This window comes from Achromobacter sp. FW305-C-13, from assembly GCF_058783475.1.
In genome coordinates, this window is the sequence record NZ_JBYSYN010000001.1 from 291018 (window position 1) to 312884 (window position 21867).

At 65.6% G+C, this 21867-nt stretch carries 16 protein-coding genes; 11 read left to right on the forward strand and 5 right to left on the reverse strand.

Annotated elements, in window-relative coordinates:
• Nucleotides 1-12 precede the first annotated feature (12 nt).
• The gene (locus AC3WMU_RS01390) at nucleotides 13-1239 is read left to right on the forward strand and encodes an FAD-dependent oxidoreductase (protein WP_492281673.1); all 1227 of its coding nucleotides are present in this window, start codon (nucleotides 13-15) and stop codon (nucleotides 1237-1239) included.
• Nucleotides 1240-1246: 7 nt separating this feature from the next.
• Here the strand turns inward: AC3WMU_RS01390 and trhA are convergent, their stop codons facing one another.
• The gene (gene trhA, locus AC3WMU_RS01395) at nucleotides 1247-1891 is read right to left on the reverse strand and encodes a PAQR family membrane homeostasis protein TrhA (RefSeq protein ID WP_088588960.1); all 645 of its coding nucleotides are present in this window, start codon (nucleotides 1889-1891) and stop codon (nucleotides 1247-1249) included.
• Between the two features lie 655 nt (nucleotides 1892-2546).
• Here trhA and AC3WMU_RS01400 point away from each other — a divergent pair.
• Entirely contained in the window at nucleotides 2547-3563 is a 1017-nt protein-coding gene (locus AC3WMU_RS01400; protein ID WP_234704809.1) for an extracellular catalytic domain type 1 short-chain-length polyhydroxyalkanoate depolymerase, read from the forward strand.
• Between the two features lie 141 nt (nucleotides 3564-3704).
• Nucleotides 3705-4217, forward strand: coding sequence for a DUF1993 domain-containing protein (locus AC3WMU_RS01405; RefSeq protein ID WP_492281674.1), 513 nt, complete (start codon nucleotides 3705-3707; stop codon nucleotides 4215-4217).
• A 7-nt stretch (nucleotides 4218-4224) separates the two neighbouring features.
• Here AC3WMU_RS01405 and AC3WMU_RS01410 read toward each other — a convergent pair whose 3' ends face one another.
• Nucleotides 4225-4725 carry a VOC family protein gene (locus AC3WMU_RS01410; RefSeq protein WP_280029598.1) on the reverse strand — a complete coding sequence of 167 codons (501 nt, stop codon included), beginning with the start codon at nucleotides 4723-4725 and terminating at the stop codon, nucleotides 4225-4227.
• 121 nt (nucleotides 4726-4846) lie between these two features.
• Nucleotides 4847-5203 (reverse strand): DUF1428 domain-containing protein, encoded by a 357-nt coding sequence (locus AC3WMU_RS01415; RefSeq protein ID WP_424624899.1) that lies wholly within the window; start codon nucleotides 5201-5203, stop codon nucleotides 4847-4849.
• A 263-nt stretch (nucleotides 5204-5466) separates the two neighbouring features.
• On the opposite strand from AC3WMU_RS01415, the gene AC3WMU_RS01420 reads away from it, so the two are divergent.
• The 4 genes from AC3WMU_RS01420 to AC3WMU_RS01435 all read left to right on the forward strand — a co-directional run bounded on the left by AC3WMU_RS01420 (nucleotide 5467) and on the right by AC3WMU_RS01435 (nucleotide 10277).
• Nucleotides 5467-6429: a GlxA family transcriptional regulator gene (locus tag AC3WMU_RS01420; RefSeq protein ID WP_424624900.1), complete on the forward strand. Its 963-nt coding sequence runs from the start codon at nucleotides 5467-5469 to the stop codon at nucleotides 6427-6429.
• A gap of 145 nt (nucleotides 6430-6574) precedes the next feature.
• Nucleotides 6575-7873: an ArgE/DapE family deacylase gene (locus tag AC3WMU_RS01425; RefSeq protein ID WP_492281675.1), complete on the forward strand. Its 1299-nt coding sequence runs from the start codon at nucleotides 6575-6577 to the stop codon at nucleotides 7871-7873.
• Nucleotides 7870-8952: a phosphotransferase gene (locus AC3WMU_RS01430; RefSeq protein ID WP_280029591.1), complete on the forward strand. Its 1083-nt coding sequence runs from the start codon at nucleotides 7870-7872 to the stop codon at nucleotides 8950-8952. Before AC3WMU_RS01425 ends, AC3WMU_RS01430 begins: the two co-directional genes overlap by 4 nt.
• The gene (locus AC3WMU_RS01435) at nucleotides 8949-10277 is read left to right on the forward strand and encodes an aspartate aminotransferase family protein (protein WP_280029590.1); all 1329 of its coding nucleotides are present in this window, start codon (nucleotides 8949-8951) and stop codon (nucleotides 10275-10277) included. Before AC3WMU_RS01430 ends, AC3WMU_RS01435 begins: the two co-directional genes overlap by 4 nt.
• A gap of 24 nt (nucleotides 10278-10301) precedes the next feature.
• Here the strand turns inward: AC3WMU_RS01435 and pdxR are convergent, their stop codons facing one another.
• Nucleotides 10302-11816 (reverse strand): MocR-like pyridoxine biosynthesis transcription factor PdxR, encoded by a 1515-nt coding sequence (gene pdxR / locus AC3WMU_RS01440; RefSeq protein WP_492281676.1) that lies wholly within the window; start codon nucleotides 11814-11816, stop codon nucleotides 10302-10304.
• A 97-nt stretch (nucleotides 11817-11913) separates the two neighbouring features.
• Between pdxR and AC3WMU_RS01445 the strand changes: the two genes are divergently transcribed.
• The gene (locus AC3WMU_RS01445; protein WP_492281677.1) at nucleotides 11914-13239 is read left to right on the forward strand and encodes an MFS transporter; all 1326 of its coding nucleotides are present in this window, start codon (nucleotides 11914-11916) and stop codon (nucleotides 13237-13239) included.
• 45 nt (nucleotides 13240-13284) lie between these two features.
• On the opposite strand, the gene AC3WMU_RS01450 is transcribed toward AC3WMU_RS01445, so the two are convergent.
• Nucleotides 13285-14436 (reverse strand): glycosyltransferase family 4 protein, encoded by a 1152-nt coding sequence (locus AC3WMU_RS01450; protein ID WP_280029585.1) that lies wholly within the window; start codon nucleotides 14434-14436, stop codon nucleotides 13285-13287.
• A gap of 294 nt (nucleotides 14437-14730) precedes the next feature.
• Here AC3WMU_RS01450 and AC3WMU_RS01455 point away from each other — a divergent pair, with 294 nt between their 5' ends.
• The 3 genes from AC3WMU_RS01455 (at nucleotide 14731) to AC3WMU_RS01465 (ending at nucleotide 21863) form a co-directional block, all read left to right on the forward strand.
• The gene (locus AC3WMU_RS01455) at nucleotides 14731-15435 is read left to right on the forward strand and encodes a heavy metal response regulator transcription factor (protein ID WP_424624903.1); all 705 of its coding nucleotides are present in this window, start codon (nucleotides 14731-14733) and stop codon (nucleotides 15433-15435) included.
• 3 nt (nucleotides 15436-15438) lie between these two features.
• Nucleotides 15439-16824: a heavy metal sensor histidine kinase gene (locus tag AC3WMU_RS01460; RefSeq protein ID WP_492281678.1), complete on the forward strand. Its 1386-nt coding sequence runs from the start codon at nucleotides 15439-15441 to the stop codon at nucleotides 16822-16824.
• 326 nt (nucleotides 16825-17150) lie between these two features.
• The gene (locus AC3WMU_RS01465; protein ID WP_492281679.1) at nucleotides 17151-21863 is read left to right on the forward strand and encodes an autotransporter domain-containing protein; all 4713 of its coding nucleotides are present in this window, start codon (nucleotides 17151-17153) and stop codon (nucleotides 21861-21863) included.
• The last annotated feature ends 4 nt before the right edge of the window (nucleotides 21864-21867 follow it).

Here is a 21867-nt window from a genome sequence, read left to right on the forward strand (position 1 = left end):
ATCGCCGCACGAATGTCGGCCCGTGACGGGCCGACCGCCGATACGGATTCCATGACCTTGTCGCAATCACCGCTTTCCGTTGGGATCGCCGGCGCCGGCAGCGCCGGGCTGGCGACTGCGCTCGCCCTGGCGCAGGCCGGGCATCAGGTGCGCGTCTTTGAAAAGCACCCGGGTTTCACGACCCTGGGCGCGGGCCTGCTGCTGCAGCCGCCCGGCGTGCGCGCGCTGCGTACGCTTGGGGTGGACGTGGCCGCGCTGAATGTGGGCGCGCCGATCGACCGCCTGCTGGGGGTGTCGCATCGCGGCTGGCGCGTTGTCGATATCGATTACGCGGGTGATGGCGCTCGCGCGGTGACCCGGGCGGCATTGGGCGGCGTGCTGTTCGACGCCTGCCGGCGTGCGGGCGTCGCGTTTTCGTTCGGCTGTCCTGTCCAGACGCTGGACAACCAGGCGGGCAGGGCGCGTGTGGTCCATGGCGACGGCGCCAGCCAGGCGGAATCCACCTTCGACGTGTTCGTGGTGGCCGATGGCGCGGCGTCCGCGCTGCGTGAACAGGTGGGATTGGCCAGCAAGTCCCGCGTCTACCGATGGGGCGCGCTGTGGGGGCAGTTCTGGGCGCCGGACTGGCCGGGGGCCACGCAGCTTTTGCAGCGCTTTCGCGGCACGCGTCAGATGATGGGGCTGCTGCCTACCGACATCGGACCGCAGGGCGTGCGCCTGTCACTGTTCTGGAGCATCCGCCATGATGCCTTGCCCGCTTGGCGCGCCGCGCCGATCGGGCAGTGGAAAGATCAGTTGCTGGCGTTGTGGCCCGAAGCCGCGCCGGTCGTGGACCAGGTGTCCCGGCATGAGGATCTGTCCGTGGCCACCTACCGCCACACGTGGCCGCGCGGACTGGCCGCCGGACCCTACTGTGCGGTGGGGGACGCCGGTCATGCGATGAGCCCGCAATTGGGGCTGGGCGCGACGCTGGCGGTGTTGGACGCGCTGGCGCTGGCCCGCGCGCTGGGACAGTACGGCGCCGCCGAGGGGCCGGGGCGTTATGCGCGCAGCCGGTTGCTGCCGTCGCGCATGTATCAGACGCTGAGCCGCGCCCTGACGCCGTGTTTCCAGTCGTCGGGCCCGGGCTTGTGGCGCGACCTGCTGTTCGGCGGTTCGCTGCTGGTGCCTGGTGTGCGCGGGTTGATGAAGCGGGGGCTGCTGGCGATGCCGGAGGCGGGCGCGGCCCGCCGCCGTTGACGGCGCGTCAGGCCGCGTACCACAGCACCGCGAAGAAATGGCACACGGTGCCGGCCAGCACGAACAGGTGCCAGATGAAGTGGCTGTAGCGCCAGCGGTTGTCGAACACGAAGAACACCACACCGCCCGTGTAGGCCAGGCCGCCGGCCACCAGCCACCACAACCCGCCCGTGGGCACGCGTTCGATCAGCGGATTCACGGCGATGATCACTAGCCAGCCCATCGCCAGGTAGAGGCCCGTCGAGACGGCCGGGCGATTCAGGCGCTTGCTGGCCTTCAGCCCCACGCCCAGCAGGGCCAGCCCCCAGACCAGGCCGAACAGGGTCCAGCCCCACGGGCCGCGCAGCGCGCCCAGCGCAAACGGTGTGTAGGTGCCGGCGATCAGCAGGTAGATGGCCGAATGGTCCAGCACGTTGAAGATCTGCTTGGCGCGGCATAGCGGCAGCGCGTGGTAGATGGTGGAGGCCAGGTACAGCAGGCACATCGATGCCGCGAAGACGGCGGCCCCCGCGATGAAGGCGGCGTCACCCTGGCGGACGGCGGCAATGATCAGGAAGGGCGCAGCGGCGAGGGCGCCTGCCGCACCCACCCCATGGCTGATGGTGTTGGCGATTTCTTCGCCCAGGGTCTGGGGTCTGTCGTTGGGAAACATGAATGCGTCTTGTTGTGTTGGTGCAAGGCTTCCACCATAGGCGCTTTGCGCGGCGCGCTCAAGCGGCCGCGCGCAGTTGGGAGCGATTGATGCGGGCCGGCTTGATCTTGTGCAAATCGCACAAGGGGTCGGCGCGTAGCAATGCGCGGCTGCGAAGTTACTCTGTGATACATTTCACGCAGAAATAAATCCGTCCGCAGAGGCGGTGTACGTTCTTTTTCCCGGGCTCGCGTCCGCGAACTGCGCGACCGCGCGGCCGCAACAGAAACTCTTAGGGGAGGCACCGATGATTCCGGCAATTGGCCTTATGGTTGGGGCATACATCGTTACGCGGATGACAGCCATGTTGACGCGTCCCGACTCCAGTAAAGTGGTCAGGGTATTGTCCATCCTTACGATCGCCGTTGCGTTGATCTCCTGTCTGCAATTGTTGACGGGCGGTCCCGGCCCGGCTCCAAGATTCTGAGATCCAGGCGTCCGTGACCTTGCGGGCGCGATGGCCGGCGTGCCGCAGCGAGCGGCCCCGCGGCGTCTAGACGCCGACGCGAAGTCGAGAAGGTTTACTGGCCGAGGCCTAGCAATGGCGCGCAGTTTTACCAGCCTGTTTTTCAAAGCCGCAAAGAAACTAAGCAAACTCCAGCGCGCCGCGATGCGCATGGCAGCCCCCAAGGCCGCCAGGAAGCGAACCACGTCGGCACGCAAGGCGGCAGCCAAGCCGGCGCCGCCGGCCGCCACGCCCCGCCAGCCGGCCGCGCCTTCATTGGGCGGCGGCCGTTGGGAATCGTCGCGGCAATTCTCTGACGGCGCGGGGCGTCAACTGACCTTCGCGCGCTACACCCCGGTATCTGCGCCACGCGCCGGCATGCCGCTGGTGGTGATGCTGCATGGATGCCGCCAGACGTCACTGGCATTTGCCCGCGGCACGCGCATGAATCAGTGGGCCGACGCAGGCGGTTTCATGGTGCTGTACCCGCAGCAATCCATGACGCGTCAGGTCCAGCGCTGCTGGCGGTGGTTCCAGCCCGATGACCAGCATGGGGGTGCCGAGGCCGACCTGATCGCGGCGCTGATCCGATCGGAAGTCGCGCGGCACGGACTGGACCCGGAGCGGGTCTACATCGCGGGCCTGTCCGCGGGGGCGGGCATGGCGGCGTTGGTGGCATTGCGGCATCCTGCGTTGATCGCCGCCGTGGCCATGCATTCCGGCCCGGTCGTGGGCGATGCCCATAGCGCCACGGGCGGCATCGGCACCATGCGGCGCGGCAGTCTCAAGCCCTTGCTGCCGTTGCTGGAAGGCGTGGCCAACCCCGCTGTATTCCGTCTGGGCATGCCCGCGTTGATTCTGCAAGGCCAGTTGGATCCGGCGGTGGCGCCCCGCAACGGCAAGCAACTGTTCGAACAGTTCCGCGCGTTGAACGACCTGCGCCCGGAAGACGTGCCGGTCGAGCGCGTGCTGGGGCTGGGCACCGACAAGGCGTACCGCCGCGTGGATTTGCTGCGCGGACGCAAGACGATCTTGCGCCTATGTGAAATCACGCGGCTGGAGCACGCCTGGAGCGGCGGGGATGCTTCGGTGAAGTACCACGCGCGCGGCGGCCCCGATGCCTCGGCGCTGGTGTGGCGATTCTTCCAGGGCTTGCGTCGGACGGGCGCCGGCCAATCACCGCCGTAGGCACCATTGTTCGCGAATCGGGAATGCAGTTGTCGAGGCCGCCGGCTGGGGAAACAGCGGGGCGCGGCGTAAGATCGCCGCATTCCTGACGCAGGCGGAGCGCGTGCTTCGCCCAGGCTGGCTTTTCTGGAAATATTAGCTATGTCCCTCTCTATTTATCGGGCGTCCGTGCCTGTCTTCGTTCGCGGCATGACCGTGCTGGCCGACCTGCTGGAAAAGGCGGTCGCCCATGCCCAGGCGGAAGGGCTCGACCCCGCCTCGCTCGTCAATGCGCGCCTGGCGCCCGACATGTATCCCCTGTCAGGCCAGATCCAGCGCGCCAGCGACGCCGCCAAGTTCGCCGTGCAGCGCCTGTCTCACGGGCAGGCCCCGAAGTTTCCGGATGAAGAGACGACCTTCGCGCAGTTGCAGCAGCGCATCGCCGACACCATCGCCTACCTGCAAAGCGTGACGCCCGAACAGGTGGACGGCGCGGAAAGCCGCAAGGTCGTCGTGAACTTCGGCGACTTCAAGCCGGAGTTCACCGGTGAGGACTACCTGCTGACGTTCGCGCTGCCCAACTTCTATTTTCACGTCACGACCGCGTACGCGATCTTGCGCAATGCCGGCGTGAAAATCGGCAAGCTGGATTTCCTGGGGCCGTATTCGCAGTAAGCCGCCGTTACGGCTTGGCGGCCGGGTCGCCGCAGCCGGTCATTTCGCCCATCTTCGCCATGTTCTGCTGGATTTCCTCGGGCGAATAATCGAACTGATGCGTGGCGATGGACCAGCGGTGGCCGAAGGGGTCCACGACTTGGCCGTAGCGGTCGCCCCAGAACATGTCGGCCACCGGCATCGTCACGGTGGCGCCGGCCGCCACGGCCTGCTTCATCGCCGCGTCCACGTCTTTCATGTACAGATGCAGCGTCACCGGGGAGCCTTTCAGCGCCTTGGCGCCCAGGCTGCCCCATTCGGGGAAGTCGTCCATCAGCATCAGCACGGAATCTCCGATACGGATGGCGGCATGCATGATCTTGCCGTTGGGCCCGGGCAAGCGCGCGAGCTCTTCGGCGTTGAAGGCTTTCTTGTAGAAGGCGATGGCATCCGAGGCGCCTTCGCACACGATGTGCGCGGTCAGCGTGTGCATGCCGTCGGGGATGGGATTCTTTGCGGGCGTAGCCATGGTGTGTCTCCAGAATCGTGGACTATCAGTGGGGGACGGAGCGCCCGGATGCCATGCGGTCCGGACGCCTCCTTTCTCTACGACGAACGAGGGCGGCCGATTTCGACAGGCCGCCCGATTTTTATTTGCCGACCAAGGTATGGAAGCCGCCCAGGCACATGCGCTTGAAATCGAAAATGCCTTCGCAGGACATGCCGGTCAATCTGGGATCCGCCATGACGAGGGCGTTGATCCGGTCGCGTTCGGCCTTGTTTTCGAACACGACCCAGGCGAACACCACCGTTTCGTCCTCTTTGGCGCCCGCGGCCGCGGTGAATGAGCCAAAGCCCTCCCTGTCGATGTCTTCCGCCACGCATTCCCGGTAGTCCAGCGCGCCGTGCTCCATCCAGACGGCCATGGCCTGTTCCGCCATGTTCTTGTACGTCGGCAGCTTGGCGCGGGGCACGGCAAGCAGGTAACCATCTATGTACTTATCCATCAACCACTCCTTTGATCCGTGTTGTTCTAAGCAGCGTCAGGCATGCCCGCTGGTCACGCTCGCTGCCGTCCGGCCTTGATGCCGGCAGATGTCACTGTATCGGGATTGAGGGCGGTTTCAGATAGGGGATTGCGACATTCTTGCAGGTGGATTGCGACAGTCGGCAGGCGTATGCTTGGCGTCTGGAAAAACGCCGCCGCGCCGCATCCGCTGCGCGGGTTTTTGGCCCTCTTCCCAGGGGGCATCTTCGGAGCTGCCCGGCGATGAAAAACGTCGCTTTCCTTTTGCCGACGGGAGCCAATATCGCCTCCCTGGAAACCGCGCGCCATGGCTTTCTGGTGGCCAATGAATATCTGGTGGCGCATGGCCGCGAACCGCGGTTCCAGGTGCGCACGCTGGCGCTGACCCGCGAGGTCAGCCTGGACGACGGCCGCATCAAGGTGCAGGCCGACCTGGTGCTGGCCGACCAGCCGGACATCGACATCTGCATCGCGCCGCCGCTGCTGGGCGCCGTGTCCGACGCCGTCCTGTCGAATCGTGAACTCATCGACTGGTTGTCCCGCCACCACCGCGAAGGCGGCGAAGTCGCCAGCCTGTGCATGGGCGCCGCCCTGCTGGCCGCGGGCGGGGTGCTGGACGGCCAGCAGGCGGTGGTGCATTGGGTGGCGCAGAACCTGTACGCCAGCCTGTTCCCGAACGTGGAGTGGGTCTGCGACCGGATCGTCATGGCCGACAACGGCATCTACACCAGCGGCGGCGCGTTTTCGGCCGCGCATCTGGTGCTGCACCTGATCGAGAAATACACGGATCGCGACACCGCCATCTGGTGCGCCAAGTACTTCCAGCTGGACTGGAGCCGCCAGAGCCAGCTGCCGTTCTCGGTGTTCATGGGCCAGAAGGGCCACGCCGACGATGTCGTGCGCGCCGTGCAGAATGACATCGAAGGCCGCTACACGGAAAAGATCACCGTGGAAGACCTGGCCGACCGCCATGCGATGGGCCGCCGCACCTTGGAACGGCGGTTCCGGCAGGCCACCGGAAACAGCATCGTGGAATACGTGCAGCGGGTCCGTGTCGAAGCGGCGAAGAAGCGGCTGGAGACCTCGCGCAAGAGCGTGTCGGAAGTGATGTACGAGGTCGGCTACAACGACACGAAGGCGTTTCGGGATATCTTCAGTAAGTACTGCGGCATGTCGCCGGTGGGCTATCGCGAACGCTATCAGTGACCCTGCGCACGAATGAGATCCCGGCGCAGATACTCCGCATGGGGAATGCCCAAAAGTGGCTATATGAACTGCTTGGGATTGGCTATCTTACTTAGCGCCAATTACCCCTATCATCTTTGGCATTGTCCCTAACCGTGGAACATCCATGCCCGAGCTGACCCAAGCGCTGAAAGCGCGCATTCTCGCGGCCGTCAATGACGGCTATGCCGACCAGACCGATACGCTGGCGCAGTTGGTCCGAATTCCCTCGCAGCGCGGCGAAGAAGCGGCCGCACAGGATTTCATGGCGGCGCAGTACGCGGCGCGCGGCTACGACGTGGACCGCTGGCAGATCGACATCGACGCCATCAAGCACATGCCGGGTTTCTCGCCGGTAGCCATCTCGTACGACAACGCGTTCAACGTGGTAGGCACCCACCGCTCGCGCACCCGCCAGGGCCGGTCGCTGATCCTGAACGGCCATATCGACGTGGTGCCCGTGGGGCCCCGGTCGCAATGGAGCCGCGACCCCTACGATCCCGCTATCATCGACGGCTGGATGCACGGACGCGGCGCGGGTGACATGAAATCGGGCCTCATCGCCTGCATGGCGGCGCTGGACGCGCTGCGCCGGGTAGGGCTGCAGCCGGCGGCCGACGTGTTCCTGCAATCCGTGGTGGAAGAAGAGTGCACCGGCAACGGCGCGCTGGCCTGCCTGCAGCGCGGCTACCGCGCCGATGCCGCATTCATTCCCGAACCGCTGCTGCCGATGCTGATGCGCGCCCAGGTCGGGCCCATGTGGTTCCAGGTGCTGGTCGACGGCGACCCCCAGCACGCGTCGGCGGCGTTCTCGGGCGCGGGCGCCAACGCCATCCAGAAAGCCATCTTCATGATCCAGGCGATGGACGAACTGGAAGAACGCTGGAATGGCCGCAAATGCGAGCACACTCATTTCTGCAATCATCCGCATCCCATCCGCTTCAACCTGGGCAAGATCGCCGGCGGCGACTGGCCCTCCAGCGTGCCCGCCTGGTGCACCTTCGACATGCGCGTCGCGGTGTTCCCGGGCCAGAGCCTGGAGGCCGCCCGCGCGGAGATCGAAGCGTTCGTCGCGGAAGTGGCGGCGCGCGATCCCTTCCTCGCCAAGCACCCGCCCAAGGTGATCTACCACGGCTTCATGGCCGAAGGCTATGAACTGAAGAATTCCGAGGACGTCGAGGCGGCGCTGCGGGTCAGCCATGAGGCGGTCTTCAACGAACCGCTGCAGGAATACGTCACCTCGGCCGCGACCGACGCCCGGTTCTATGGCCTCTACGCGGATACGCCGGCCATCGTCTACGGCCCGGAATGCCGCATGCCGCACGGCAACGACGAATCGGTGAACCTGGAATCGGTGCGCAAGGTGACGCAGACCATCGCATTGTTCATTGCCGAATGGTGCGGCCTGGAAGAGATCGCCGCATGACGATCCGCAGCACCGCAACCCCCACGGCCGAACAGGCGCTCTTTGCGGCCGAAGCCCCGAAACTGACCATCGACGATGCCCGCGCGATTGCCTGGGACGTCTTCGGGCTGCGCGCCCAGGCGGAATTGCTCAGCAGCGAGCGCGACCAGAATTTTCACCTGCGCCTGGACGATGGCAGCGCCTATGTCCTGAAAGCCACGCATCCCGCCGAGGATCCGGCGGTGACGGACTTCCAGACGCGGGCGCAGCTGCATCTGATGCGTGCCGACAGCAGCCTGCCGGTGCCGCACCTGCTGTTGACACGCGACGGCCGCTACGTGCACTGGCACGACGGGCCGGCGGGCGTGCGCCGCGCCATCCGGGTGATCACCTTTCTGTCCGGCACGCCGCTCTACAGGACCCCACGCAGCGCGTCGCAGGCGCAGGCTCTGGGCCACGCGCTCGCAGGCTTCGATCTGGCCCTGCGGGGGTTCGAGCATCCGACTGCGGACCACACGCTGCTGTGGGACCTGCAGCACGCGGAACAGGTGGCGGATCTGCTGGCGGGCATCGAAGACGCCGACCAGCGCGCGCTGGCCGAGCGCACCCTGGCGCGGTTCATGGCGCATGTGCGGCCGGCGCTGCCGGGCCTGCGCCGCCAGGTCATCCACAATGATCTGAACCCCTACAACGTCCTGGTGGACGCGGCGCAGCCCGACCGTATTTCGGCCATCCTCGATTTCGGCGACATGGTGCAGGCGCCGCTCGTGCAGGACCTTGCGGTGGCCTGCTCGTACCTGCTGGAAGATTCGGCCAGCCCGCTGGATCGCGCTGCGCTGTGCGTGGCCCGCTACCACCGCATGAATCCGCTGACGGATCCGGAGATCGCGCTGCTGCCGGACCTGATTGCCGCGCGCCTGCTGCTTACCGTGGCCATCACGGGCTGGCGAGCCAAGCAGCACCCCGAAAACCGTACCTACATCCTGCGCAACAACGCCCCGGCCTGGATCGGCCTGGCGCGACTGGCGGCCTTGCCGCAAGGGCGCGCCCGGGACATTCTGTCGCGGGCCTGCGGCGCCACTTTGGAGAATCCTGCATGAGCAAAGACAAGGCCATGTTGAACGCGTTCGACCCCGCTGCCGCCGGCAGCCTGCCCGCCGCCGAGCGCGCCCTGATCGAACGGCGCCAGCGCGTTCTCGGAACGGCCTACCGGCTGTTCTATGACAATCCGCTGCACATCGTGCGCGGCGAAGGCGTGTGGCTCTACGACGCTGGCGGAGAACGCTACCTGGACGCCTACAACAATGTGGCGTCGGTGGGCCATAGCCATCCGCGCGTGGTCGCGGCCATTGCCGAGCAGGCCGCGATGCTGAACACGCACACGCGCTATCTGCACGACGGCGTGGTGGAATACGCCGAGCGCCTCGTGGCCACGTTCCCGTCCGCGCTGTCGCAAGCGATGTTCACGTGCACCGGCAGCGAGGCCAACGACCTGGCGTTGCGCATTGCGCGCAGCCATACGGGCGCCAGCGGCGTCATCGTGACGGAACTGGCCTACCACGGCGTTACGGCCGCTGTCGCCGCGGTGTCGCCCTCGCTGGGCAAGACCGTGCCGTTGGGCGTCGACGTGCGTGCCGTGAGCGCGCCCGACACCTACCGGCACGATCCCGCGACGATCGGCGTGTGGTTTGCCGCCCGGGTGCAGGAGGCCATCGACGATATGCTGCGCCATGGCATCCGTCCGGCAGCGCTGCTGGTGGATACGGTCTTCTCCAGCGACGGTGTCTATACCGATCCGGCGCCGTTCCTGGCGCCCGCCGTCGAGGCCATCCGCGCCGCCGGCGGGCTGTTCATCGCCGACGAAGTGCAGGCGGGTTTCGCGCGCACCGGTTCGTGCATGTGGGGCTTCCAGCGCCATGGCCTGGTGCCCGACATCGTCACCATGGGCAAACCCATGGGCAACGGTCATCCGATAGCCGGTGTGGTGGCGCGTCCCGAGATCTTCGAGCGCTTCGGCCGCGATGCGCGCTACTTCAACACGTTCGGGGGCAATCCGGTGTCTTGCGCCGCGGCGCTGGCGACGCTGGATGTCATCCAGGACGAAGGCCTGCAGGCCAACGCGGCGCGCACGGGCGCCTATCTGCGGGATAAGTTCCGCGAGATGGCGCGCAAGCATTCTTGGATCGGCGATGTGCGCGGCGACGGCCTGTTCATGGGCATCGAACTGGTCAAGGACCAGGCGGCCAAAACGCCGGCCACCGAAGAGACGCATCGATTCGTGAACCTGATGCGCGAACACCGCGTGCTGCTGAGCGCTACCGGCCTGCGCGGCAACGTCATCAAGCTGCGGCCGCAGTTGCCGTTCAGCCTGGAGAACGCGGATCAGTTGATGCAGGCGGCCGACGAGGTGTTTGCCAAGCTGTAGGCAAGGACTCGCGCGGAGGCCCGTTCAGGCCGCCGCGCGGCGGCGTCTGGGCCGGGCTGCGGGCGAGGGGCTGCTGGCGCGGTCAAGCGCGCGCGCGAAGCGTTCCACACCAGCCGGGATCTGCGATCCCGGCACGCCGCCATAGCCCAGCACCACGGCGTTGCGGTCGCCCTGGGCATGATCGGGCAGGAAGTGGGGCTGGCCCAGCACGATGTTCTCGGCCTGCGCGTGGGCGACCAGCTGCGACACCGACACCTGCGGTGACAGGCGCGCGTATACGTGCAGCCCCGCCCGGGCCTGCGACAGTTCGACCATCGGGCCGACCTGCCGTAACAGTTCTTCCCGCAGCAGGCGCTGGCGTTCCGCGTATTCCAGCCGCATGCGTTTGATGTTCTGCGAAAAATGCCCGTCGTTCATGAAATCCGCCAGCGCGGCCTGCAGATGCAAGTGCCCCGGCCGGTAGATGCGCGCGCAGGCGTTGGAGAACGCGTGCGCGATATGTTCCGGAACGACCATGTAGCTCATGCGCAGGCCGGCGAACATGGTCTTGCTGAACGTGCCCATGTAGATGACGCGGCCATCGGTGTCCAGGCCCTGCAGGGACGGAATCGGTGCGCCGTCGTAGCGGAATTCGCTGTCGTAGTCGTCTTCGATGATCCACAGTCCGCTTGCGCGCGCGGCTTGCAGCAGTTCCAGGCGGCGCGCCAGCGGCATGACGACGCCGGTGGGATATTGATGCGAAGGGCTGCTGATCACGAGGCGCGCGCGCTTCGGCACCTTGCTGGCGGACAGATTCAGCCCGCCTTCGTCGACGTGGGCGGGCTGCACGCGGATGCCCGCGGCGGTCAGCAGCGGCGGAAAGGCCCAGTGGCAGGGGCTTTCCACCAGCGCGGCGTCGCCGGTGTCGGCAAGCAGGCGCGCGCAGAGGTCGATGGATTGGTGGGTGCCGGCCGTCAGGATGACCTGTTCCGGCTGGCAGACGACCGAGCGCGAAATGCGCAGGTAGTTCGCGATGGCCTCGCGCAGCGGCACGAAGCCCGCACCGTCCTTGGAATAGCCCGCCAGCGCCAGGTTGGATTTGCCCAGGTGGCGCGACAGCAGCCGCTTCCAGACATGGAAAGGGAACAGCGTCGCGTCCGCGATGCCCGGCACGAAGGCGCCCGTGTGCTGTCCCAGTCCGCCCGTGCCGCCGCCCGTGACTTCGCCGCGGGTGGACAGCCCCAGGCGCTGACGGGCCGCCGTTTCCGGGGAAGGCGCCGCCAGCGGACGCTCGCCGGTGTGTTCGACGAAGGTGCCGCTGCCCTCGCGGGCGGTGAGATAGCTTTCGGCGATCAGCCTGTCGTAAGCCAGGGAGATCGTAATGCGCGAAATCCCGAGCTCTTCAGCCAGCGCTCGCGAGGACGGCAGCCGTTGCCCGGCGACCAGGGTGTGGTCGAGCACGCCGCGGCGCACGATCTCGTAGATCTGCCGTTGCAAGGGCAGCTCGGATTCCCGCGAGAGGGCCCCGGCCAGGAGATCAGAGAGGAGCACTTCTTTCATCAAGTGGCCTTAGAACATTGGCATTTGTGGCTATACAAGATATAGCCAGTCGCTGCTATCGTCAATCACAGCCATCAAGGCATACAAGGGGAATTAAATGGACAGCAAGAGCAGCCGGCGTCAGCCGGTTCGCGCAGCTTCGGCAGCATTCTTTGGCACCATGATCGAGTGGTATGACTTTTACTGTTACGCCACCGCCGCGGCGCTGGTGTTCGGCGACGTGTTTTTCGCGACCGACGATCCCTTCATGGGTACGCTGGCTTCGCTGGGCACGTTCGCCATCGGCTTTTTCGCGCGCCCGTTCGGCGCATTGATCTTTGGCCACCTGGGCGACCGCGTCGGCCGCAAGCAGAGCCTGATCATTACTTTGACGGTGATGGGCATTGCGACCACGTTGATCGGGCTGCTGCCGTCGTATCACTCCATTGGCCTGGCAGCGGTCATCCTGCTGGTGGCGTTGCGGCTGGTGCAGGGCATCGCCGTGGGGGGCGAGTGGGGAGGCGCCGTGCTGATCGCGGCCGAGCACGCGCCGCCCAAATGGCGCACGTTGCTGGCGTCCGCGCCGCAATACGGCAGCCCCATCGGCCTGATCCTCGCCACCGGTGTATTCCGTATCGTCTCCGACCTGCCCAAGGAAGACTTCCTGAGCTGGGGCTGGCGCCTGCCTTTCATCGTGAGCGGCCTGCTGGTCCTGGTGGCCTTCATCATCCGCCGCGGCGTGAACGAAAGCCCGGAAATGGAAGAGCGGCTGAAAGAAAAGCGCAAGGAGCACATTGCGCCGATCGGCCTGGTGCTGCGCGAGCGCAAGCGCGCGCTGGCGTTGGGAATCGGCCTGTGCCTCCTGGGAATCTCGGGGTTCTACTTCGTGACGACCCTGATGATCACCTACACCACCACGTATCTGAACATCACCCGCCCGCAGATCCTTGACGTGGTGACCTGGGCCGGCGTGGTCGAACTGATCAGCTTCCCGCTGGCTTCCTACGTCGCGATGAAGATCGGCGAGCGCCGCTTCCTGGCGTACGTGACGGCGCTGGCGACGTTGTGGTCCGTGCCGATGATGATGCTCATCCTGACGGGCAACATCACCAACATTGCGATCGGCATCCTCGTGGCCATCTTCCTGATCGGCGCCTATTACGCCGTATTGGCCCCATACCTGCCGCGCGCGTTCCCGATCGAGATGCGCTATACCGGCATTTCCCTCAGCTTCCAGCTTTGCGGCGCGATTTTCGGTGGCACCACGCCGCTGGTGGGGCTGTGGGTGGCGCACAAGTTCGGCCTGAACTGGCCACCCCTGGCGCTGATGTTCGCCATCATCGCGGGCGCGAACTTCCTGTGCGCGGTTTACCTGCCCACGGACGAGCGCGATGCCGCGCGCGCCGCGGCTCGCAACCGCAACCTGACGCCGCAGCGGTCGTGATTTGGCGGGCTACACGCTGAGGCGCGTCCCGGTTCGTAGTCGTGATCAATGCGACGTGCCCGCCGCCCCGGCACGTTGAGGGCGGGTGGCCAGCACGCGGTCGTAGATGTCCAGCGTGCGGCCGACGAAACGCTGGACGCCGAATTCGGCCAGGCTTTTCGCGCGCGCCGCCTCGCTCATGGCGCGCAGGCGTTCGCGTTGCGTCAGGATCTGCGCCAGGCAGTGCGCGATGGCGGCCGGCGACCCGGGATCCACCACCCAGCCGTCAACGCCCTCGGTGATGTTTTCGGGCAGGCCCGCGTAGCGGCTGACCATCACCGGCTTGCCCATCGCCATCATTTCGCGGCAAGCGAAAGAAATGGTCTCGATCCGGGTCGACAGCACAAACCCGATGTCCAGCGCCGCCACGAACGGCCGCACATCGGACAGGTGGCCCGCGTAGTAGACGTGGTCCGCCATGCCCAGCGCCAGGACGCGGGCCTGCTGCTCGACGGTGGGCGGCTGCCCGGCCACCGCGACCAACAACTGTTCGCGCAAGGGCGCGGGCAGCAGGGCGACGGCTTGCACCATATGCAGCCAGTTCTTGTACGGGGCGGTGCCGGCATTGCTGCCGATGACGAGGCGGCCCGCCGTGCGGACGGGCCAACTGCTGCGCACGCTGGCACCCGCCGCCTGCGGATAGGGCTGGAACCGGTCGGTGTCCACGCCGTTCTTCACCGTCGAGATGGGGCGCCGTGCGTAGGCCGATCGCTGCAGTTTCCGATGCGTGTCTTCGCAGACGGCAATCACATGATCGGTGGCCAGGCTTGCGCGCAGAAAGGATCCAAGCCCGGAGACCGCATGGTTGTCGTGCTTGGTATAGACGATACGCGGCCCAGGTCCAGCCAGCTTCATTCTGGCCAGCATCGCGCAGCGGTGGTCCAGCGACCCGTTGACGTGCACGATGTCGAACTCCTCGGCCGCCATGATGTCCGCCAGGCGCGATACCAGGGCGGGCGTATGCCAGATCCGGCTGGAATAGTTCACCGCCATGGCTTCGGCAAGGCCGGCCTGTCGCGTTTCCCGGTACAGGCGGCTCGCCTGCGGCGCGGCCAGTGTGACGTGATACCGCGGTCCCAGATGCTGGATCAGGGTGGTGAGATAGGTGGTGTGCCCGCCGCCATCGCCCTTGTGGTAGTTGGTGTAGAGGATTTTCATGGTCGCCAGGCGCAGGGCGCCCGCAAGGCGGGCGGCACTTGCTTGAAGGTTTGGATTCCTGGCACTCTAGTCAGGCTCGACTTACCCTAGCGTGACCCGTTGCTGACGGGAGGGCGTCACAAAACTGACAAAACCCTTGCTGACAATTGCGTCAGGTTCAGGTCATGTTCTTGACGGGGTTGCCGGGCTAGAGTGACGGCGCGCCGTTGTCGCCGGTGCAGGGATGCGTACCGGCGGTGGAACCCGGCGGCAGCCGCGTCCAATCAAGACCTATTGAGATGGCCCTCGAAGAAAATGCGCCTGTTACTACTGGAAGACGAGGCCAAGACGGCCTCGTACATCAAACGCGGCCTGACCGGACTGGGCTACACCGTGGATGTGGCCGACGACGGCACCGAGGGGCTGTTCCTGGCGTTGGAGCAGGATTACGACGGCATCATCCTGGACGTCATGCTGCCCGGCCACGACGGCTACACCGTCCTGGAACTGCTGCGCGCGCGCAAGAAGACGCCCGTGCTCATGCTGTCGGCACGCGGCTCGGTCGATGAGCGGGTCAAAGGGCTGCGCAAGGGCGCCGACGACTATCTGCCCAAGCCGTTCTCGTTCACGGAACTGGTGGCGCGTATTCAGGCGCTGTTGCGCCGGGGCGCGGGTGCAAGCGGCGAATCCACCTTGCTTCAGGTTGCCGACCTGCAGGTCGACATGATGGCGCGCCGGGCGATGCGCGGCGGCCAGCGGCTGGACCTGACGGCCAAGGAATTTGCGCTGCTCAGCCTGCTGGCCCGGCACGAAGGCGAGATCCTCTCCAAGCTGATGATCGCAGAACAGGTCTGGGACATGAATTTCGACAGCGATGCCAATGTGGTCGAAGTGGCCATGCGGCGTTTGCGGGTCAAGGTCGACGCGCCCTACGACAACAAGCTGCTGCATACGGTGCGCGGCATGGGCTATCTGCTGGAAAGCCGCGATGTGCCCGGTGCGGCGCAACCGCTCGACTGAGCGATGAGGGCGTCCATCTCGACGCGCCTGGCGTTGATGTTCGGCCTGTCCGTGGTGCTGATCGTGTCGGTCTGTGCGGTGCTGCTGCATGGATCGTTGAAAGCGTCGTTGCAGCAGCAGATGCGCAACGAACTGGAATTGCGCCACTCACTGCTGGATCCGTTGCTGATGTCGCGCGATTCCAAAGCGTCCTGGGCGAAAGTCATCAACAAGCTCAACGCCCTGGCGCCGGACGACGGTCCCGACGCGCAGCACTGGGTGGTCAGCGAAGACCCTTTTTACCGTTACGGCGTCGACGCACCACGGGGCGTGGATTGGCGCGCCGTGCCCGACGGCTATTCCACGCTGGCGCTTGATGGCGACTGCCGCCCGCTGAATGTCTTCGTCACGACCCTGCCGCCTGTCGGCAGCCGCCCCGAGGTCCGCTTCATTGTCGCGCTGGATTCCACGCCTTATATGGAGACGTTGGGCGCCTTCACCAGCACGCTCGTCGGCATGTCGGTCGCCGGCACCCTGTTCGTCGCGCTGTTGGGTTACTTCATCGCCCGCCTGGGCCTGTTCCCGGTCAGGCGGCTGAGTGCGCAAGCCCACGGTCTGGCGCCGGGAAACTCCGGCCAGCGCTTGCGTACTGAGCATCTTCCCTCGGAAATCAAGGACATGGCGGTGTCGTTCAACGGCGTGCTGGAACGGCAAGAGGTCGCGTGGCGCCAGCTTGAGAGCTTCAACGCCGATGTAGCCCACGAACTGCGCACGCCCCTGACCAACCTGGTGGGGCAGACCCAATTGGGTCTGGCGGTGGGCAAGGACGTGCACGAATTCAAGGAACTGCTCCAGTCCAACCTGGAGGAGCTTGAGCGCATGACGTCCATCATCAACGACATGCTGTTCTTGTCGCACGCGCAAGTCGGCCGCATGACGATGGACCTGAGCGACGTGTCGTTGCGCGAAGAGGCCGCCAAGACCACGGAGTATGTCGAACCGCTGTTCGGCGACAAGGACCTGACGGTGACGCTCAGGGGCGATGCGCGGGCGCTGATCGACCGCAGGCTGTTCCACCGGGCGCTGGCGAACCTGCTTGAGAACGCGGCGTTTTATGCCAAGCCGGGCACCGATGTCGCAGTCGCGATGCAAGCGCAGGCCGGCATGGCCCAAGTGTGCGTTTCCAATGTGGGCGACCCCATCGACGCCCAATCGCTGCCGCGCCTGTTCGAACGCTTCTTCCGGGTGGAATCGGCACGCACGCAAAGCGACAAGCACCATGGCCTGGGCCTGTCCATCGTGAAGGCCATCGCGTCGATCCACCAGGGCGACGTGTTCGTGCGCAGCGAAAACGGGGTCAACACCTTTGGGTTCACGATGGCGTGCCGGCCGGCGCCGGGCGCGCATTAAGCGCCAGTCCGGGGGCGGGGCCACCGGACAGTGATTGGATACTCACCACTGCGGGATCGCTTCACCGGCATGGGCATTTGGCGCCTGATTCATGTGCGGCGGGGATGTCGGCTGCGCGTCAGCCGAACGTATCGGTTTGAGATTCGATGTAAAAATTTGTAGGTTATTATCTCGCGGCTTGCGTGATTTGAATGAAAGCCGCATCAGGCATACGCCTGGGTTAATAACAGTCAGATTCAAAATCCGGTATGAAAACGAGAAACAAGAAAGCACCGCATTACGCCACGCAATATGGCGCCATGGCCAGAAATGAATTACCCCGAGGTATGACGCGCCGCCCGCTGGCGCTTGCGATCTCCCGCAGTTTCGTCCCGGCATGGGCAGTTGGCGGCGCGATGCTGCTGAGCTCGGCGATGGCGCAGGGGACGGTGATTGGCGTCGGTGATATACACGAGCTGCCATTCAATCCCCTGGCTAACGCGCCGGTACACATGGCCGGCGGCACATTGGTGGCGCATCTGGATGCCGCCCTTACGCCGTTGCAAAAGCTCGTATTCGATGAGAATACGGGCAGCGTTGTGAAGGCAGACCAATATGCCACGCTGACAATCGGCGGCGGCATGGATTTACAGGGCATCGCGCATTTCGGCGAAATTGGCAACCTGGGGGTTATCCAATTGACGGACGGAGGCCCGATTACGGTCGGTGCGGAAGGCGGATTCACCGTAATGGGGGGCACTCTTAGGAATGCGGCAGGGAGCGACGCGCTGAGCAAACTTACCCGTCAGACCGCTTCTACCTATGTGCATCAGGACAGCACGCTGGACTTTCAAGGCGGCACGGCTTACATCAAGAATCTGCATGGCAACGGCACCATCAATGTCGGTCTGGGCTCGCAGGAAGCGCTGGTCGTAGAGGAGGGCAACTTCTCCGGGGCGATACTCGGCGGGTCCAAGTTCAAGAAGATCTCGTCGGGTACGTTTGAATACCATCACGACCAAGGGCTGAGCGGCGTGATCGAGGTGGCACAGGGCACGCTGCTGGCTGGTGGGACCGGAAGCTATGGCTCCGCCGGCAAGAGCATCCTCAATAACGGTTCGCTGGTGTTCAAGTGGTTCACTGGCGGCGCCTCGGGGGATATTTCGGGTTCCGGCAACCTCAGCGCGACAGAAAATTCGCTGGTCGCACTGACCGGAACGAACACCTACACCGGCACCACGAAGATCGACCATACCTCGCAGATCATCCTTGCCGACGCGGGAGCGCCGGTGGACTCGTCGAGTACGCTGGGAACGGGTGCGGTCTTGAATGATGGCAAGCTCAGCAATCAACGAGCCGGCCGTACGCTCATTGCCAATGGCATCTCGGGGTACGGAGCGGTATTTCACAGTAGCCCTGGCTGGTTGACGCTGTCGGGAGACAACACCTACAGCGGCGGCACGGAAATCACCAACGGCGGTACGCTGGAAATCGGGACCGGCGGTTCGACAGGCAGCCTGGGAACGGGATATTTGACCACCGCTGCCGGGAGCACGCTGATCTTCAACCGTGGCGACGATTTCTCTGTGGCCAATAACATGTCATATTCGGAGTCGACCCTTATCAAAAAGGGCGCCGGCACGATGACCGTCACGGGCTCTACGGGTGGTTTCAATGCACTGGTGGACATTCAGAGCGGCACGATCCGCTATGTGAACGGGCCGGGCTCATCGATGATCCCCCCGGGAAACATCAATATTGCGCAGGGCGCGCAAGTGGTTTTTGATAATGCAGAGATCTTTCCTTCCGGCGAACGGTTTACGGGGCAGGGGACGATCCGCAAGACAGGTGCGGCCCGATTCGATTACTCGGGAGACGGTTCTGGATTTTCCGGCTCCACCATCGTCGACGGGGGAGAACTCTATCTGGCGAATGGCTCGCTGGGCGGCACGTTGACCATCAACGCTGGCGGACGCTTGCAGGGCACGGGCCGAGTCGGGACGACGGACATTCTGGCGGGCGGCATGCTGGTCAGTTCAGGTTATTCCCGATTGCGAATCAACGGCGACCTGTCTCTCAAGGACGGTTCCACCTTCCGCTATTACCTGGGCGATCCTGGCCCCGACGCGCCCAACGCCGGCACGACCGGTTCCACCCGGGTGGTCGGCAACCTTGACCTGAACGCCAAGCTGCAGATTCGCGACAATGCGCAGCCGACCCTCGGCTACTACCGCTTGTTCGCCTACGGCGGTACGTTGAGTGGGAACGGACTGACGCTGGACACGATCCCGGCAAACCATACGCGCGACCAGTTCTTGATCGACACTACGCGTGCCGGTTTCGTCGACCTGCGCGTGGCTCCTGTCACTACGCCTGATGCTTTGCTGGTCTGGACCGGCGGCTCAGGAACATGGGGACCCGGTGGCCTGCAGTGGGAGACCGACGGCCAGTCAGGCTGGTCGGGTGCCTGGGGCCAGCAGCATGCTGTGTTTAAAGGCACCGCCGGCCAGGTGTCGGTCTCCGGCACCCAGAGCTTCAAGGGCTTGCAATTCGTGTCTGACGGCTGGCAGATCGGCCCGCTCGCGGGCGCCGGCGGGGCGTTGCAGACGGCACCCGATGGCAGCGAGCTGCGCGTGTTGGCAGGCGTGACCGCCTCCATCGGCGCGCCGATCGAGGGCAGCGGTGGGCTGGACAAGACGGGCGGCGGCACGCTGGTGCTGGACGGCGCAAACAATCACACGGGCGGCACTCGGTTGTCGGAGGGCGTGTTAAGCGTGTCGCAGGATGCAAGCCTGGGCGATGCCTCGGGCGGCCTGACGTTCAACGGCGGCACGCTGCGCGTGACGGGCCAGAGCTTCTCGCAGACGTCGCGCAACCTGCAGTGGAGCACGCAGGGCGGGGCGTTCGATATTGCGTCGGCCAGCAATCGCTTCACGGTGGGGCAGGCGCTGTCGGGCGCGGGCGACTTGGTCAAGCTCGGCGCCGGCACGCTGGTGCTGACGGGCACCAATGCCTACGGCAATACGCGCGTCGAAGCAGGCACGCTGGTGGGCAATACGGATTCGATCCGCGGCAATCTGCTGAATAACGGTTTCGTCGTGTTCGATCAGGCCGCTAGCGGAACGTTCGGCGGCGACATCTCGGGCTCGGGCGAAGCGACCAAGGCTGGCGCGGGTGTCCTGACGTTGTCGGGCCGCAGTGCGCAGAACTGGCGCGTGACGGCCGGTACGCTGGCCGCCTCGGGCGGTGCCTTGTCCGGCAATGTGGACGTGGGTGCGGCCGGGGCCTTGCATATGGACGCCCCGCAATCGAGTACCTATTCGGGCGTCCTGTCCGGAACGGGCGGCTTGTCCAAGACCGGCGCCGGCATGTTGGCGTTGACCGGCGACAGCGCGGGTTTTGCCGGAACTACCCGCATTGATCAAGGCATCTTGTCGGTCGGCATCAATGGGCAGGGCAAGCTGGGCGGCCAGGTGACGGTGGCTCGCGACGCCGTGCTGCAAGGAACGGGCACCGTCGGCGGCACCACCGTGCAGGCGGGTGGCATCATCGCGCCGGGGAACTCCATCGGCACGCTGCGCGTGGCGGGCGACCTGACACTGGAAGCCGGTTCCGTATACCGGGTCGAGGCGGACTCGCAATCCAACGAGAGCGACCGCATCGCAGTCAGCGGCACGGCCAATCTGGGTGGTTCGGTGCTGCATGTCGGCCCGGACGGCAATCTGGCGGGCGAGCGCAGCTACACGATTCTGACTGCGAACCGGATCAACGGCGCGTTCGATTCCGCATCGTCCGCGTTCGCGTATCTGGATGCGAACCTGGGCTATGACGCGCAGGCTGTCACCTTGCGCCTGGACCGCAAGCGCGTGCCGGTAGAACCCACCACGCCGTCCACGCCGGGCACGCGTCCGATGCGCTTTGCCGACGCGGCAGGCACGTCGAACCAGCGCGCCGCCGCGAATGCGCTGGACAGCCTGTCCGGTGCGAATCCGTTGTATCAGTACGTGCTGACCTTGCCGGAAGGCGCACCCGCCGGCGTGTTCGACAGCCTGTCCGGAGAGGCGCACGCCAGCGTGACGTCGGGCCTGAACAATCTGAGCGGACTGTCGCGGAACTTGCCGTTCAAGAGCTTGCGCGCCAATCTGGATGCCGGCCTTGCGCCGGGCGCCGCCACCGCACAGGCAGGCGGCACGTCGCCCGCATCGGCACTGCCGGGTTCGGCAGCGCAACCCGCTTGGGCCGAGCTTGTCGGCACCTGGCAGACGCTGGATGGCAACGGCAACGCCTCGCGCGTGGATCAGCGTACCGGCGGCGTGTTCGTCGGTGCAGACCACGCGGTGGGCGGCGGCTGGCGCTTGGGCGGCGCGTTGGGCTACACCGATAGCCGCATCCGGGTCGATGCGAATTCGTCCAAGGCGGATGTCGACAGCTACAGCGCCACGGTCTATGGCGGCAAGGCCTTCCAGGCCGGACCGGGCAAGATCAACCTGCTGGTCGGCGCCGGCTACACCTGGCACGACGTTTCCACGACACGCAACGTTGCGGTCGCGGGCCAGCAAGACAAGCTGACCGCGGACTACGGCGCCAGCACGGGCCAGCTCTTCACCGAAGTCGGTTATGCGTGGCCGGTGGCGGAGCGGGCGCAACTGGAACCGTTCGCGGGCGTGGCGTGGTCCGACACGCGTACCCGGGGCTTCCAGGAATCGGGTGGCTTGGCGGCATTGAGCGGGGAAAGCAACCGCAATTCGCTGACTACCACGACCCTGGGCCTGCGCGGCAAGACGGCGTTCTCCGCGGGTAAGACGGAGGGCGTGTTGCGTGCGGCCGCAGGCTGGCGGCACGCGTTCGGCGACGTTGAATCGCGGACCCGCCTGGCGTTCAACGGCAGCCAGCCCTTCACGGTATCCGGCGCGCCGCTGGCGCGCGACGCGGCGTTCACCGAGCTGGGCGTGGATATCGCGGTGTCGCGTTCTGCCACCATCGGCATCACCTACAGCGGCCAGTTCGGAGGCGGCAATCGCGAGAATGCCGGCTCCGTGGGCGTGACCTGGCGCTACTGATCGG